This window comes from Kitasatospora sp. NBC_00240, from assembly GCF_026342405.1.
Taxonomy (GTDB): domain Bacteria; phylum Actinomycetota; class Actinomycetes; order Streptomycetales; family Streptomycetaceae; genus Kitasatospora.
This window is the reverse complement of record NZ_JAPEMU010000001.1, coordinates 4993087-5008009: the sequence shown is the minus strand read 5'-3', so window position 1 is coordinate 5008009 and position 14923 is coordinate 4993087. Positions and strand designations below refer to the sequence as shown.

At 71.1% G+C, this 14923-nt stretch carries 14 protein-coding genes; 6 read left to right on the top strand and 8 right to left on the bottom strand.

The window, feature by feature from the left end:
• Positions 1-302 precede the first annotated feature (302 nt).
• Positions 303-1805 carry a PKD domain-containing protein gene (locus OG689_RS21195; RefSeq protein ID WP_266322502.1) on the bottom strand — a complete coding sequence of 501 codons (1503 nt, stop codon included), beginning with the start codon at positions 1803-1805 and terminating at the stop codon, positions 303-305.
• Between the two features lie 594 nt (positions 1806-2399).
• A complete protein-coding gene (locus OG689_RS21190) occupies positions 2400-2975 on the bottom strand; it encodes a winged helix-turn-helix domain-containing protein (protein WP_266322501.1) in 576 nt (191 codons plus the stop codon).
• A 137-nt stretch (positions 2976-3112) separates the two neighbouring features.
• Here OG689_RS21190 and def point away from each other — a divergent pair, with 137 nt between their 5' ends.
• Both def and OG689_RS21180 read left to right on the top strand, forming a co-directional pair.
• Positions 3113-3784: a peptide deformylase gene (def, locus tag OG689_RS21185; protein WP_266322500.1), complete on the top strand. Its 672-nt coding sequence runs from the start codon at positions 3113-3115 to the stop codon at positions 3782-3784.
• Between the two features lie 380 nt (positions 3785-4164).
• Positions 4165-4731 carry a dihydrofolate reductase family protein gene (locus OG689_RS21180; RefSeq protein ID WP_266322499.1) on the top strand — a complete coding sequence of 189 codons (567 nt, stop codon included), beginning with the start codon at positions 4165-4167 and terminating at the stop codon, positions 4729-4731.
• Between the two features lie 37 nt (positions 4732-4768).
• Here OG689_RS21180 and dnaB read toward each other — a convergent pair whose 3' ends face one another.
• Entirely contained in the window at positions 4769-6247 is a 1479-nt protein-coding gene (dnaB, locus tag OG689_RS21175) for a replicative DNA helicase (RefSeq protein ID WP_266327319.1), read from the bottom strand.
• 581 nt (positions 6248-6828) lie between these two features.
• Between dnaB and OG689_RS21170 the strand changes: the two genes are divergently transcribed.
• Entirely contained in the window at positions 6829-8169 is a 1341-nt protein-coding gene (locus OG689_RS21170; protein ID WP_266322498.1) for an MATE family efflux transporter, read from the top strand.
• Between the two features lie 165 nt (positions 8170-8334).
• Here OG689_RS21170 and rplI read toward each other — a convergent pair whose 3' ends face one another.
• From rplI to rpsF, 4 genes are all read right to left on the bottom strand, one after another.
• Positions 8335-8781 carry a 50S ribosomal protein L9 gene (gene rplI, locus OG689_RS21165; RefSeq protein WP_266322497.1) on the bottom strand — a complete coding sequence of 149 codons (447 nt, stop codon included), beginning with the start codon at positions 8779-8781 and terminating at the stop codon, positions 8335-8337.
• A 17-nt stretch (positions 8782-8798) separates the two neighbouring features.
• Complete coding sequence (rpsR, locus tag OG689_RS21160; RefSeq protein WP_030304537.1) at positions 8799-9035, bottom strand: 30S ribosomal protein S18; 237 nt, start codon at positions 9033-9035, stop codon at positions 8799-8801.
• A 77-nt stretch (positions 9036-9112) separates the two neighbouring features.
• Positions 9113-9724 (bottom strand): single-stranded DNA-binding protein, encoded by a 612-nt coding sequence (locus OG689_RS21155; protein ID WP_266322496.1) that lies wholly within the window; start codon positions 9722-9724, stop codon positions 9113-9115.
• A 105-nt stretch (positions 9725-9829) separates the two neighbouring features.
• Positions 9830-10120, bottom strand: coding sequence for a 30S ribosomal protein S6 (rpsF, locus tag OG689_RS21150; protein WP_073929193.1), 291 nt, complete (start codon positions 10118-10120; stop codon positions 9830-9832).
• Between the two features lie 312 nt (positions 10121-10432).
• On the opposite strand from rpsF, the gene OG689_RS21145 reads away from it, so the two are divergent.
• The 3 genes from OG689_RS21145 to OG689_RS21135 all read left to right on the top strand — a co-directional run bounded on the left by OG689_RS21145 (position 10433) and on the right by OG689_RS21135 (position 13131).
• Positions 10433-10729: a hypothetical protein gene (locus tag OG689_RS21145; protein WP_266322495.1), complete on the top strand. Its 297-nt coding sequence runs from the start codon at positions 10433-10435 to the stop codon at positions 10727-10729.
• Between the two features lie 192 nt (positions 10730-10921).
• Positions 10922-12040 (top strand): peptidoglycan bridge formation glycyltransferase FemA/FemB family protein, encoded by a 1119-nt coding sequence (locus OG689_RS21140; protein ID WP_191288515.1) that lies wholly within the window; start codon positions 10922-10924, stop codon positions 12038-12040.
• A gap of 56 nt (positions 12041-12096) precedes the next feature.
• Positions 12097-13131, top strand: a complete 1035-nt coding sequence (locus OG689_RS21135) for an alanine racemase (RefSeq protein WP_266322494.1) — start codon at positions 12097-12099, stop codon at positions 13129-13131.
• Positions 13132-13219: 88 nt separating this feature from the next.
• Here OG689_RS21135 and OG689_RS21130 read toward each other — a convergent pair whose 3' ends face one another.
• Positions 13220-14923, bottom strand: a complete 1704-nt coding sequence (locus OG689_RS21130; RefSeq protein ID WP_266322493.1) for a glycosyltransferase 87 family protein — start codon at positions 14921-14923, stop codon at positions 13220-13222.

Here is a 14923-nt window from a genome sequence, read left to right as displayed (position 1 = left end):
TGTCGGGCTCTTGTCACCGCATCGGATTGTTGCGGCAATACGAAGCGAATGCCCCGTACCGGTAAGTCGACAAAGCCGATGGCACCATTCCGGCGACGAAGCCCGGACGCGGGCGGCCGCCCGACAACGGATTCCGTCGGGCCCGCAGGAGACCCTCACCGGCCCGCGGCAAAATTCCGGCCTTCCGGACGGCCCGGCAGGAATCCGGAGAACCGGGCAAAACAGAAACCCGGAATTCCGGGGGCGGCATGGCGCGCCGCCCCGGAACCCCGGGCCTGTCAGAACGAATTACCGCCGGTGCGTCAGTCGGTCTCGTAGAACCCGAAGAGGTCCACGATCAGGTCGGCGCTGCCGTCGCTGACGTTCCAGAAGTCGATGACACCGGTCGGACCGCTGCTCGCCTGGACCAGGTTCGGAACGGTCTGGGCCGGCTGCCAGTTCAGCACCGAGCCGGGCTGCCGGTTCGGCACGTAGGCGGTGCCGTTGACGTACGCGTCCCAGCTGTTCGGGTCCGGGGTGACCGCGAGGAAGCCCACGCCGGTGGTGTTCGTCACGGTGGTGTTGAGCACGAAGCCCGTGACGGTCGGCAGGTCCTTCCCGAGCGGGACGGGGTAGTACTGGCTCCGCAGCAGCGGGCCCTCGACCTCTTCCCGGGTGTCGATCAGACGGACCGGGGAGGCCGGCAGGTAGGCGCTCTTGCTCGCGCCGCTGTAGTAGCCGACCACGTCCACGATCACGTCCGCCGGCTGCCAGCCGCCGTTCTTGATCTGGATCCTGCCGTCGGCACCGACCGGCGCGATCACGGAGTTGGCGACGGTCTGGTTCGCCACGAAGTTGACGTTGGACGCCGTCGGAGCCGCCTGGCCGCCGGGGTAGACCGTCAGGAAGCCCGCACTGCGCGGGTTGGTGACCGTCACGTTCAAGGCCACCGAGGTGACACCGGAGACGGGCAGCTGACCGCCCGCACCGCCGGCGATCTGCAAGGAGAACGAGGCGCCGGCGCCGAGCTGCCCCGCCGACAACGTGCCGGTGCCGTCCCGGGTGTCCGCGATGCGGGTCGAGGCCAGCGAGGTGTAGCCGCTGGTCGAGCTGGAGCTGAAGTACCCGGCCACGTCGGCGATCAGGTCGACGCTTCCCCAGCCGCCGTTGTACAGGTCGACGTAGCCGTTCGCGCCGACCGGCACGATCACCAGGTTCGGCACGGTCTGGCCGGCGTTGAAGTTCAGGTTCGACGTGGTCGGCTGGGTGGTGCCCTCGCCGTACGCCGTGATGTGACCGGCCGTGGTGGCGTTGGTGACCGTCACGTTGAGGGCCACCGCGGTCGCGCCGACGGGGATGCCGCCGTTGCCGCCGATCTGCACCCGGGCGCTGGTGTACGGCTTCACCCCGCTGCCCCGGGTGTCCAGCAGACGGGTCGGGCCGTAGGGGGTGTACAGCGAGCCGTAGGTGGTCACCGTCATCTTGTTGACGACCTGGTTGGCCGACTCGTCGGTGGCGGTCACGGTGATGGTGTAGGTGCCGAGCTTGGCGTACGAGTGCGTGGACTTGTCCTGGCTGCCGCCGGTGGACTTCGTCGTGCTCGTCTGTCCGTCGCCCCAGTCCACCACCGTGGTGACCGGCACGTCGGCGCTCTTCACCTCGGGAGTGAGCGAGAAGCCGTAGGCGCTGGTGCCCTGGGCGACCAGGCCGAGCGAGAGGTTCGGGTTGGCGGTGGTGTCCGCCGAGGCGTGGCTGCCGAAGGTGCCGGCCGGGGCCTTCGACCGGACCGCTTTGTCCGCCGGGCTGGTGACGGGCGGGAAGTTCACGGACTTGGCCGCGGACAGCTCGGCCCCGGCCGCGCGCTGGGCGCCGGCGGCGGCGACGGGCGAGCCCGCCGCGGGGGACGAGCCGGCAGCGAACGCCGCACTCGGTATCAGGGCAACGCCGGCCGCGAATACAGCAGCGGCCGCTACGAGACGGGGATGAGGCACTGGCCACCAGTTCTCTTGAATACTGATCAGGACGTACAGGAGGCTCAGCGTACAGATCATCAGCAAGCCCAACAACGCAATTCCTCATGGCTTTGCCGCCCCCGTCCGCGACCTCCACCACACACCGCACCAGAAATGCGGCAAAGGGGATCAATCCGCCGCTCAGTCCGGCATTTTCGGGCCCATCCGACCTGACCGCGGGACGAATCCCCCGGGTAACGGAAGGGGAAGTCCGGGCATCGGAATGCTGAAATCCACCGGGGCGGACCGCCCCCCTCGAACCGCGCCGTAGATCTGCCACGAACACACCGTCAGAACATCTCGACCCACCGTCACCCGAGCGGAGGCGCAGGCTCCCCGTTCGGCGCCGTCCGCCCCGCCCGGCCTCGGCAGGAGCCGCGGTCCGACCCGCCCCGCCGCCCCTGCCGGTCAGTCTCGGTCCGGGTCGGCGGCCTCGGCGGGGAGCAGCGGGAACAGCCGGGTGACGATCGCGACCGGCCGGGCCCCCTCGGGTCGCGCCAACGGACGCTGCTCGCGGCCCTGGTAGGGGGCGAGGGCCCGCCGGAGCGCGGCCGCGACCGTACTCATCTCCTCGGGCGTCAGGTAGGCGACCGTACTGAACGCCTCGTCGTGGCGCCATCCGGCCGGCGCCTGGTCCCGCCGGGCCAGCCAGCGCTGCCAGCTCTCGTCCTCCAGCCCCCGGGCCAGGTCGCCGAACTCCACCGCGTGCGCGTCGACCGCGGGGTCCCGCTGCCGCAGCCGCCAGGGACGGGCCCGGCCGCCACCGTGCGGGGCCTCCTCGACGTATCCGTGCCGGGCGAGCTGCCGCAGGTGGAACGAGCAGAGCCCGGAACTGTGACCGAGCCGCCCGGCCGCCTCGGTCGCCGTGACGGTGCCGACTTCGGCGAGCAGGTCCAGCAGAGCCGTGCGGACTTCGTGCTCCGGCAATCGGTCCGCGGCCCGGTGGGCCCGGGCGGACGGGGAGTTGACGTCTTCTTCAGTCACTTTGCAAAGTCTGCTACTTTGCAAAGCAGCTGGCAAGCGATCGCCCGGCACCCGACCACTGGCACCCGACCGCGGGCCACCGGATCGCCCCAGCCGCTCCACGGCACGCGTACGAAGCGAGAAGAGGGGGAGACGGCATGTCCGTCCGCCACGACCGGCCCCGCCTGACCGACCGACGGGTCCGCCTGCAGGGCAGACCGGTGGACTCCTACCCGGCGCGGGCGCCCGAGGCCGACCGCGGTTCGGTGCGGCGGGTCACGGTGGTGGGCGAGGAGGTCCTGCACCGGCCGTGCCGGGAGGTGACCGAGTTCGGCACCCCCGAGCTGTCGGCGCTGATCGACGACCTCTTCCTGACCATGCACGTGGCCGAGGGCGCCGGGCTGGCCGCCAATCAGATCGGTGTGGACCTGCGGGTGTTCGTCTACGACTGCCTGGACGACGACGAGACCCGGCACGTCGGCCACGTCGTCAACCCGGTGCTGGAGCTGCCGGGACCGGGCGCCCGCCGGCTGGTCGACGACCTGGAGGGCTGCCTCTCCGTCCCCGGCGCCGCGATGGCCGTTCCCCGTACCGACCACGCCGTGGTGCGCGGGTCCGACCGGGACGGCGCACCCCTGGTGATCGAAGGGACGGGCTACTTCGCCCGCTGCCTGCAGCACGAGAGCGACCACCTGCTCGGCCACACCTACCTGGACCGGCTGTCCCGGCGGCACCGCAAGGACGCGCTGCAGCAGATGGCGGACCGCCGCGAGGAGGTCTTCGCCCGACGTACCGTCAAGGCCGCCGGCCTGGGCCGGCCCGGACCGTGACGCCCGCCCGTGCCCTTGCCCGCGACACGGGGTGTGCCCGAGTGCCTGGACCGCCGCCGCCCTGACACCGCGGCGGGGGCGACGGCACACGCCGATCCAGGTCACCTGGGCGTACCTGTCTCGCCGCTCGTGACCTGTCGAACCTGCGTGACCTGGGCGTTCCTGGCCGTCTCACGGCCTTGTCACCCGTGATCGGTCGCAAATCCGTGGCGGTCCTCGCGAGGGCGAGGTCGAGATCGGGCGGCTTGCCCGAGTCGGCCGGGTCCACCATGCTGAGCCCCGAGTACGAGGACTACCGGCGAGCCCGGACCGCGCACCGATGAGTCTCCCGCTCCGCGCCGGTCCGTACGCCGGACACCCACGGACGGAAGGCATGGGCCATGCGGAAACTGATCTACGGCATGAACCTGACCCTGGACGGCTACATCGCGGCGGCCGGCGACGACATCGGCTGGGGCGGACCGCCGAGCGACGAGCTGTTCCAGTGGTGGCTGGAGCACGAGCAGGCGAGTGGCCTGTCGCTGTACGGGCGCAAGCTGTGGGAGACGATGAGCTCCTACTGGCCGACCGGCGACGAGCAACCGGGCGCCACCCCGGCGGAGATCGAGTTCGCGCGGAACTGGCGGGACACGCCGAAGGTGGTGTTCTCCTCGACGATCGACAAGGTCGACTGGAACACCCGTCTGGTCACCGGCGACGCGATCGCCGAGATCACCCGGCTCAAGGCCGAGGACGGCGGCCCGATGAACATCGGCGGCGCGACGCTCGCCGGGGCGGCCATGCGCGCCGGGCTGATCGACGAGTACGTGATCGCCGCCCATCCGGTTCTGGTGGGCGGCGGCACGCCGTTCTTCACCGCGCTGGACAGCTGGGTGAACCTGAACCTGGTGGAGACCCGGACGCTTCCCGGCGGCGTGCTCCTGACCAGGTACGAGACGAGGCGCTGAGCGGCAGCACCCACGCGAGACCCTGGATGCCGCCCCGCTACTCCCGCGTCATGTCCACGAAGCGCGAGTAGTGGCCCTGGAAGGCCACCGTGATGGTGGCGGTCGGGCCGTTACGGTGCTTGGCCACGATCAGGTCGGCCTCGCCGGCCCGGGGTGACTCCTTCTCGTACGCGTCCTCGCGGTGGAGCAGGATGACCATGTCGGCGTCCTGCTCGATCGAGCCCGATTCGCGCAGGTCGGAGACCATCGGCTTCTTGTCCGTACGCTGCTCGGGACCACGGTTCAGCTGGGAGAGCGCGATGACCGGGACTTCGAGCTCCTTGGCCAGCAGCTTCAGGTTTCGCGACATGTCGGAGACCTCCTGCTGGCGGCTCTCGGCCCGGCGCGAGCCGCCGGACTGCATCAGCTGGAGGTAGTCGATGACGACCAGCTTGAGGTCCTGGCGCTGCTTGAGCCGGCGGCACTTGGCCCGGATCTCCATCATCGACAGGTTGGGCGAGTCGTCGATGTAGAGCGGGGCGTTGGTGACGTCGGGCATCCGGCGGGCGACCCGGGTCCAGTCGTCGTCCGTCATGTTGCCGGAGCGCATGTGGTGCAGGGCGACCCGGGCCTCGGCGGAGAGCAGGCGCATGGCGATCTCGTTGCGCCCCATTTCGAGCGAGAAGATCACGCTCGGCAGGCCGTTGGTGATCGAGCAGGCCCGGGAGAAGTCCAGGGCCAAGGTCGACTTACCCATGGCGGGACGGGCCGCGATCACGATCATCTGCCCCGGGTGGAGGCCGTTGGTCAGCGCGTCGAGGTCGGCGAAGCCGGTGGGGACGCCGGACATCTGGCCCTGCCGGGAGCCGATCGCCTCGATCTCGTCGAGGGCGCCTTCCATGATGTCCGCGAGGGGGGCGTAGTCCTCACTGGTGCGCTGCTCGGTGACGGCGTAGATCTCGGCCTGGGCGGCGTTGACGATCTCGTCGACATCGCCCTCGGCCGCGTAGCCCATGCCGGCGATCCGGGTGCCGGCCTCCACCAGCCGGCGCAGGACGGCCCGCTCGTGGACGATCTCCGCGTAGTACTCGGCGTTGGCGGCCGTCGGGACGGAGTTGACCAGGGTGTGCAGGTAGCCGGGCCCACCGACCCGGACGAGCTCCCCGCGCTTGGTCAGCTCGCTGGCGACGGTGATCGGGTCGGCCGGCTCCCCGCGTGCGTAGAGGTCGAGGATCGCGCTGTGGACGAGTTCGTGCGCCGGCCGGTAGTAGTCCTGCGGCTTGAGCACCTCGACCACGTCGGCGATGGCGTCCTTGGAGAGCAGCATGCCGCCGAGGACGGACTGCTCGGCCGCGAGGTCCTGCGGGGGCACCCGCTCGAAGCCGTCCACGGCACCGGGGCGCTCGTCGTCCTCGTCGCGCCGCTGCTTGCCGCCGCCCCGCTGAAAGCCGCCCTCGCGTCCCTTGCCACCACCGCCGCCACCGCCACCACCGCTGCCCTGGCCGCCACCGCCACCGCGGCCGCGCGAGACCGGCAGCCGGTCGCCCGGTCCGTCCGGGAACGAGGCATCGGCGAAGGGACCCGCCGGGAAGGCGTCGTCGGACGGCTGCCAGTCGTCCTCCGGCGGCGGGGCATCGTGGTCGTCGTACTGGGGGCCGGTCACGCGTGTTCCCCGATCAGCGATTGGTGCGAGTTGGAGCAGGCCTAGCCGGTGACTCGGTGGAGCGGTGGTGCGCTCCTCTTTCTACGCCACCGTGCCGACAAATCGGACGGCGGGCAGCGGTTGGAGTGTCGGGCGAGCGACCCACGCTAAGGGGCCGGATGCCCTTCAGCCAAGATGGTTATCCACAGGCCGTGTGGATGACGGGCCCGTCCCTGTGGAGAACTGCGCCAAACCTGTGGACACCCCTGTGGACAGCACTGTGGATAACCACACCATCGCTCCACCGTCAACCTGCTGACCTGCGATTACTCCTTCCACCGGCTGTGCATGAGAAATAGTTCACACGCCGGTGGGCTCGCATCGCCCGTGGGCCTGTGGATACCCTCGGCCCGGATTTCTCGTAATGACCGATATCACCTTGTGACACTTACCTGTGGATGAGTAGGCTGACCGGCATGACGCTCCCCGCAGACCTCCGCAGCCGCGACCGGCGCCGGCACGACCGCGAGATCCTCGCCCTCGCGGTGCCGGCCTTCGGCGCGCTGGTCGCCGAGCCGCTGTTCCTGATGGCCGACTCCGCGATCGTCGGCCACCTGGGCACCCCGCAGCTCGCCGGGGTGGGCGTCGCCGCCGCCGCCCTCAGCACCGTCGCCGGGGTGTTCGTCTTCCTGGCCTACGCGACCACCGCCGCGGTCGCCCGCCGGATCGGCGCCGGGGACCGCCGGGCCGCCGTCCAGCAGGGTCTGGACGGTATCTGGCTCGCCCTGCTGCTCTCGCTCGGCGTGGTCGTGCTGGCCCTGCTGCTGGCCCCCTGGGCGGTGTCCCTGCTGGGCGCCTCCCCCACCGCCGCGCCGCACGCCGTGACGTACCTGCGGATCAGCTCTCTCGGTCTGCCCGCGATGCTCATGGTGATGGCTGCCACCGGCGTGCTGCGCGGACTGCAGGACACCCGGACCCCGCTGGTGGTGGCCGTCGGCGGGTTCGCCGCGAACCTGGGCCTGAACGTCCTCCTGGTGTACGGGGCCGGCCTCGGGGTGGCCGGCTCGGCCTGGGGCACCGTGCTGGCCCAGACCGGGATGGCCGCCGTCTACCTGGTCGTGGTGGTCCGCGGGGCCCGCCGGGAGGGCGCCGGCCTGCGGCCGGACCCGGCCGGCATCCGGGCCTGCGCCAGGGCCGGCGGCCCGCTGATGGTCCGCACCCTCAGCCTGCGGGCCGTCCTGATGATCGCCACCGCCGTGGCCGCCCGGCTCGGCGACGACCAGATCGCCGGCCACCAGATCGCCATGACCCTGTGGATCTTCATGGCGTTCGCCCTGGACGCCATCGCGATCGCCGGCCAGGCCATCGTCGGGCGTCACCTGGGCGCCGGGGACGTCCCCGGGACCCGGGCGGCGACCCGCCGGATGGTCGAGTGGGGCGTCGGCTGCGGTGTCCTGCTCGGACTGCTGCTGGTGCTCGCCCGACCGCTGTACGTCCCGCTGTTCACACCGGACCCGGCGGTCCAGGCGCAGCTCGACGACGTGCTGCTGCTGGTGGCGCTGAGCCAGCCCGCCGCGGGTGTGGTGTTCGTGCTGGACGGGGTGCTGATGGGCGCGGGCGACGGCACCTACCTGGCCTGGGCCATGCTCGGCACCCTGGTGGCCTTCGTCCCGGCCGCCCTCGCGGTGCCGGCCCTGGGCCTCGGCCTGGCCGGTCTGTGGTGGGCGATGAACCTGTTCATGCTGGTCCGCGGCGCCTTCCTGTGCGGCCGGGCGCGGAGCGGCAAGTGGCTGGTCACCGGCGCCGTCCGGCCCTGAGCGGCCCGACGGCCCGACCGCGGGGGCCGCCCGCGGGGCACGGCACGCCGACCACGGGAAGCCGACCACGACCGGCGACCGCCTGGCGGTGGCCGCCGGGCACCGGGAACGACCGAGGGCCGGGCTCCTTGTCGGAGCCCGGCCCTCAAGCCACTGCTACGGAACTCAGGCAGACACGACGGCGACGTCGAGGTTGGCCTGGACGTCGGCGTGCAGCTTGACCGAGACCTTGTGGGTGCCCACGGTCTTGATCGGCGAGGCGATCGCGACGGCGCGCTTGTCCACGACCGGGCCGCCGGCGGCCTTGACGGCCTCCACGACGTCGGCCTGGGTCACCGAGCCGAACAGGCGGCCGGCGTCGCCGGAGCGAACGGCCAGCTTGACCTGGAGGCCCTCGAGCTTGCCCTTGACCTCGTTGGCGGCCTCGAGCGTCTGGATGGCGTGAACCTTGCGGGCGCGACGGATGGCGTCGACGTCCTTCTGGCCGCCCTTGGTCCAGCGGATGGCGAAGCCACGCGGGACCAGGTAGTTGCGGGCGTAGCCGTCCTTGACCTCGACGACCTCGCCGGCGCCGCCGAGACCCGGCACCTCGTGAGTGAGGATGATCTTCATTATTCGGTCACCCTCTCTTAGCGCGCGGTGCTGGTGTAGGGCAGCAGCGCCATCTCACGGCTGTTCTTCACGGCCGTGGCGACGTCGCGCTGGTGCTGGGTGCAGTTGCCGGTGACCCGGCGGGCGCGGATCTTCCCGCGGTCGGAGATGAACTTGCGGAGCAAGTTCGTGTCCTTGTAGTCAACGTAGTTGACCTTGTCCTTGCAGAAGACGCAAACCTTCTTCTTAGGCTTGCGAGCAGGCGGCTTCGCCATCGTTTGCTCCATTTGGTTTTCACGGCCCGGGCCCGCGGGTCAACGCGGGTGCCCGGTCCGCACGAAATCTGTCAGCTTTAGAACGGGGGCTCTTCCGAGAAGCCGCCACCGGACGGGGCACCCCAGCTGCCGCCACCCTGGTTTCCACCAGAGGGAGCGCTGGACGCCCACGGGTCGTCGGACGGGCCGGACTGGCCGCCGCCGGAGTTTCCACCCCAGCTGCCGCCACCCTGCTGCCCGCCGCCGTACCCGCCGCCGCCCTGCTGGCCGCCGCCGAAGCCGCCGCCACCACCGGGGGCACCGGAGCCGCCAGGGGCGCCGGACCGGTTGGCACGGGTGACCTTGGCGGTCGCCGAGCGCAGGCTCGGGCCCACCTCGTCGACCTCGACCTCGAAGACCGTCCGCTTCTCGCCTTCCTTGGTCTCGTAAGACCGCTGGCGCAGTCGGCCCTGCACGATGACGCGCATGCCACGCTGCAGCGACTCGGCCACGTTCTCCGCCGGCTGCCGCCAGACGTTGCACGTGAGGAAGAGGCTCTCGCCGTCCTTCCACTCGTTCGTCTGGCGGTCGAAGGTGCGGGGGGTGGACGCGATGCGGAACTTCGCGACCGCCGCACCCGACGGGGTGAAGCGCAGCTCGGGATCGTCGACGAGATTGCCGACGAGGGTGATGACGGTCTCGCCTGCCATGGTGGTGGTGACCTCTCGATGGAGTCCGCGTTCAATGCTCGCCGCGTTGTTTCACGTGAAACAGGCGACGCGAGTCACCCGACGCCCGGAGGCGTCAGAGGTGGCTCAGTGGGTGTCCGGGCGCAGGACCTTGGTCCGGAGAACCGACTCGCTCAGGCTGAGCTGGCGGTCGAGCTCCTTGACGACCTCAGGCGTGGCCTTGAGGTCGATGACCGAGTAGATGCCCTCGGACTGCTTGTTGATCTCGTAGGCCAGACGGCGACGGCCCCAGGTGTCGATCTTCTCGACGTTGCCGCCACCGGTGCGGACGACGTTGAGGAAGTTCTCGATCAGGGGGGAGACAGCGCGCTCCTCGACCGACGGGTCGAGGATGACCATCAGCTCGTAGTGACGCATGGGTAACCCACCTCCTTTGGACTCAACGGCCACGGTCTCTCCGTGGCAGGAGGGTTGTGCAGCGTCGGCACCGGAGCAGTGACGACACGGCCACCGTAGCGGCCGGGTCCGACAATGTGGCCCGCCGTTCCCGCAAGAGGGCACGAGGGGGCACAACTACACCAGTGCAGACCGCACAGCCTACCCGCACCCGGTCGGGCGAACAAAATGCATAGGGGTTGTGATCCATGCCCCAACCACCGCAATCTGGACGGAAGGCCGCGACGGCTGCGACCGCCCGCTCGTTCGTCTCCTCCTCAGGAGGTGGGACTCATGGCTCAGACCATGCCCCGGTTCCCCGCGCTCACCCTCAACACCGACGGCCACCGGCATCCCCGCGAGAACACCCTGGTGGGCATCACCGCCCTCCTGGGGGTGCTGGCCTTCACGACCTCGTTCTTCTACGGACTCCATCTGCTGACCTCGCTGGCCGGCCTCGTCGGCGTGGCCACGGGAATGTGGGGCCAGTTCATCTCGGTCACCACGGCGGAACGGTTCGTGCTGGTCATCGCGACGGGCATGTCCGCGTGGGGCCTCTACCTGGGCATCGCCCACGGCGGCATCTGGTGAGCCCCGCGCGCTGACGCGCCCATGAGGTCCGCCGCCGGCGGAACCCCAGGCGCCCCCGTCTCGTACCTGTTGATGGACAGGTGACCGGACGGGGGCGTCGCACTGCCCGCGCCCGAAGCCGTCCGGGATCCGGACGATAGGGTCACAGCCAGACCCTGGGCAGCAAAGCCCGACCGACAAGGAGCACCGAGCATGAGTCTGCGCCTGAGGACGATCACCCGCGAGGAGCACCTCGCCTTCATCAGGACCCGTGCCTCGGCCAGCCACATGCAGGTGCCGTCCTGGGGCGACGTCAAGGCGGAGTGGCGCTCCGAATCGATCGGCTGGATCGACGAGTCGGGCGAGATCGTCGGGGCCGGCCTGGTGCTCTACCGCCAGCTCCCGAAGATCAAGCGCTACCTGGCCTACCTGCCCGAGGGCCCGGTGATCGACTGGTTCGACCGCGACCTGGACCGCTGGCTGGAGCCGATGCTGGCGCACCTCAAGTCGCAGGGCGCGTTCTCCGTGAAGATGGGCCCGCCGGTGGTGATCCGGCGCTGGGACGCGCCGACCATCAAGGAGGCGATCGCCGCCAAGCAGGCCAAGCGGCTGCGCGACGTCGAGGCCGACTGGTACGAGGCCCGCGCCTTCGAGGTGGCCGACCGGCTGCGGAAGTCCGGCTGGCTGCAGGGCGAGGACGGTGGCGCCGGCTTCGGCGACGTACAGCCGCGCTACGTGTTCCAGGTGCCGCTGGCCAACCGCTCGCTGGACGACATCCAGAAGGGCTTCAACCAGCTCTGGCGGCGCAACATCAAGAAGGCCGAGAAGAGCGGCGTCGAGGTCGTCCAGGGCGGCTACGAGGACCTGGCGGTCTTCCACCAGCTCTACCTGGTAACGGCCGAGCGCGACCGCTTCACGCCGCGACCGCTCGCGTACTTCCAGCGGATGTGGAACGCGCTGACGGCCGAGGACCCGAACCGGATGCGGCTGTACATCGCGTACCACGAGGGGGAGCCGCTGGCGGCGACCACCATGCTCGTGGTGGGCGAGCACATCTGGTACTCCTACGGCGCCTCGGCGAACCACAAGCGCGAGGTCAAGCCGTCCAACGCCATCCAGTGGCGGATGATGCGCGACTCGTACGCGCTCGGCGGCGGGGTGTACGACCTGCGGGGCATCAGTGACACCCTGGACGAGAACGACCACCTGTTCGGCCTGATCCAGTTCAAGGTCGGCACCGGCGGCCAGGCCGCCGAGTACCTCGGCGAGTGGGACTTCCCGCTCAACAAGCTGCTGCACAAGGCCCTCGACATCTACATGTCGCGGCGCTGAGCCCCGCTCCGCCCGCTGTCCCCCTTCTCGTCCCCATTCCTCCGGGAGATGACCCGATGACGCTGTCGCTCTACCTCGACACCGACCGCTGGCGCACTCACCAGCAGTCCGTGCTGGCCGAGTTCCCCGGTCTGGTGCCCGTGGCCAAGGGCAACGGCTACGGCCTGGGCAACCAGCGGCTCGCCGAGGAGGCGACCCGGCTCGGCACCGGCATCCTGGCCGTCGGCACCGCCTACGAGGCGGCCGACGCGGCCACCTGGTACGGCGGCGAGCTGCTGGTGCTGACGCCGTACCGGATCGGCGAGGAGGTGCTGCCGCTGCCGCACGCCCGGGTCATCCGCACGGTGGCGAGCACCGACGCGCTGCGGGCGGTGCCGGGCGCACGGGTGGTCGTGGAGTGCATGACCAGCATGCGGCGGCACGGCATCGCCGCCGGCGACCTGGCGGCGGTGGCCGAGATGGTGGACAGCGTCTCCTTCGAGGGCCTGGCCCTGCACCTGCCGATGGACCGGCCGGACGGCTCCGACCCGGTGGACGAGGTCGCCCACTGGGTGGACGCCGCCGCGGCCACCGGTCTGCCGACCCGCACCGTGTTCGTCAGCCACCTCGGCGCGGCGGGCATGGCCCGGCTCGCCGAGCGCTACCCCGCCACGGTGTTCCGGGCCCGGATCGGCACCCGGCTGTGGCTGGGCGACGGCGGCGCGCTGGAGGTCCGCGGCACGGTCCTCGACGTGACCCCCGTGGTCAAGGGCGACCGCTACGGCTACCGGCAGCACCCGGCGCCCTCCGACGGGCACCTGGTGGTGGTCACCGGCGGCACCGCGCACGGCATCGGGCTGGAGGCGCCGAAGTACGTGCAGGGCGTCTCCTCCCGCGCCAAGGGCATCGCCCGAGCCGGCCTGGCGACCGTCAACAAGACCCGCTCGCCGTACAACTGGGACGGCAAGCAGCTGTGGTTCGCCGAGCCGCCGCACATGCAGGTGTCGCTGCTGTTCCTGTCCGCCGAGATCCGGCCGCCGGCGATCGGCGACGAGCTCGGCCTGCAGGTCCGGCACACCACCACGCACTTCGACCGGGTGGTCGACCGCTGACCCGGGCGGACCGGACCACGGGAACGGGCCGGCGGCCGCACCTGGGGTGCGGGCGCCGGCCCGTTCCGTGCTCGCGGGTGGTGCGCCCTCAGCGCCCGTCGGCCGGCCGGGGGAGGCCGGGCAGGTCCGCCGCGGCCCAGCTCTCGCCCGCGGCGTCGGCCGGGGTGGCCGCGGGGCCGGTCAGCCAGCCCTCGTCCGCCGCGTCAGCCGGGGCCGCCCCGGGGCCGGTCAGCCAGCCCTCGGCGCCGCCCGTCGCGTAGGCGGCGTAGGTCGCGTCCTCCCGCAGCCGCCGGGCCGAGCCGAGCACGAAGACGTCCGGGGCGCCGTCGAGCACCCCGCCGGACGGGTCGTCGCTGCCGTCCCAGCGGACCGGGTCGCGGTCCGGCAGCAGGATGTCGCGGACGATCACGGCGCACAGGTAGAGCGTGCCGAGCAGGTGCAGGGCCACCGCGAAGTGGTACCAGGAGTCCCCGATGCCGTGCTGCTTGCCGCCGGTCACGAAGCCCAGGTGCGACCAGATGCCGAGGGTGTAGAGCACCTCGCAGGCCTGCCAGACCAGGAAGTCCCGCCAGCGCGGCCGGGCCAGCACCGCGAGCGGGATCAGCCAGAGCACGTACTGCGGCGAGTACACCTTGTTGGTCACGACGAACGCGGCCACGATCAGGAACCCCAGCTGCGCGAGGCGCGGGCGGCGCGGGGCCGACAACGCCAGCCAGCCGATCGCCAGGGCGCAGAGCACGAGCAGCAGGGCGATGTAGGTGTCGAGGTTCTCCAGCCCGACGCCGCGGTTCTGCATCAGGATCACCCAGAAGGACCCGAAGTCCTCCTTGCGGTGCTTGCTGAAGGTGTAGAAGGTCGCCCAGCCGTCGAAGTTGGCCAGCATGATCGGGACGTTCACCAGCAGCCAGGCGGCCACCGCGCCGCCCAGCGCCTGCCCGAACTCCCGCCACCGGCCGGCCCGCCAGCAGAGCACCAGCAGCGGGCCGAGGAGCAGCACCGGGTAGAGCTTCGCGGCCGTGGCCAGACCGATGAAGACACCGGCCAGGACGGCCTTCGAGTTGGACCAGCAGGCCAGCGCCACCGCGGCCAGGGCGACCGCCAGAAGGTCCCAGTTGATCGTGGAGTTGAGGGCCAGGCAGGGCGCGAGGGCGAACAGCAGCGCGTCCCAGGGGCGGCGCCGGTGGGTGCGGGAGATCGCCACCACGGCGACCACGGCGCAGGCCATCAGCAGGCCCGCGTTGATCACCCAGAACCACTGCTCCTGCTGCTGACCCGTCCCGCCGCCGGGCGTGAGCCAGGCCGCGACCTGCATGAACAGGCCGGTCAGCACGGGGTATTCGAGGTACTGCATGTCCGGCGAGCCCTGCGGGATCTTGTCGACGTACGGGTGCAGCCCGTCCGCGAAGCCCCGACCGGTGAACAGGTGCGGGATGTCGCTGTAGCAGGCGTGGACGTACTGCGGCGAGCCTGCCTGGAACCAACCGCCCTCGTAGCAGGGCAGCTTCTGCATCATGCCGAGCACCGAGGTCAGGATGACGGCGAGCGCCAGGAAGCGCGCCGGGATCCACCAGGAGACCCCCAGCAGGGCGCGGCGGCCGGGCGGGCCGCCGAACACCTCGCTGCCGGCCGCGGCGACCGGGTCCTCGTCGGCCGGGACGACGACGGTGTCCGGCTGCGGGCCGGGCCGGTCGGCGGGGCCGGTCGCCACCGCGACGGGGGCGTGGAATCCCGCCCCGGCGGCCTCTTCGGGCCGGTCCGGCCCGGTGGATTCGTCACGCGCGCTCGACGTCAT

Coding starts and splice junctions, on each gene's coding strand:
- def (WP_266322500.1), top strand. CDS start 3,113: ATGTCCGTCCGCCACGACCGGCCCCGCCTGACCGACCGACGGGTCCGC.
- OG689_RS21145 (WP_266322495.1), top strand. CDS start 10,433: ATGGCTCAGACCATGCCCCGGTTCCCCGCGCTCACCCTCAACACCGAC.
- OG689_RS21130 (WP_266322493.1), bottom strand. CDS start 14,923: ATGACGTCGAGCGCGCGTGACGAATCCACCGGGCCGGACCGGCCCGAA.
- rpsR (WP_030304537.1), bottom strand. CDS start 9,035: ATGGCGAAGCCGCCTGCTCGCAAGCCTAAGAAGAAGGTTTGCGTCTTC.
- OG689_RS21155 (WP_266322496.1), bottom strand. CDS start 9,724: ATGGCAGGCGAGACCGTCATCACCCTCGTCGGCAATCTCGTCGACGAT.
- OG689_RS21135 (WP_266322494.1), top strand. CDS start 12,097: ATGACGCTGTCGCTCTACCTCGACACCGACCGCTGGCGCACTCACCAG.
- OG689_RS21170 (WP_266322498.1), top strand. CDS start 6,829: ATGACGCTCCCCGCAGACCTCCGCAGCCGCGACCGGCGCCGGCACGAC.
- rplI (WP_266322497.1), bottom strand. CDS start 8,781: ATGAAGATCATCCTCACTCACGAGGTGCCGGGTCTCGGCGGCGCCGGC.
- rpsF (WP_073929193.1), bottom strand. CDS start 10,120: ATGCGTCACTACGAGCTGATGGTCATCCTCGACCCGTCGGTCGAGGAG.
- OG689_RS21140 (WP_191288515.1), top strand. CDS start 10,922: ATGAGTCTGCGCCTGAGGACGATCACCCGCGAGGAGCACCTCGCCTTC.
- OG689_RS21180 (WP_266322499.1), top strand. CDS start 4,165: ATGCGGAAACTGATCTACGGCATGAACCTGACCCTGGACGGCTACATC.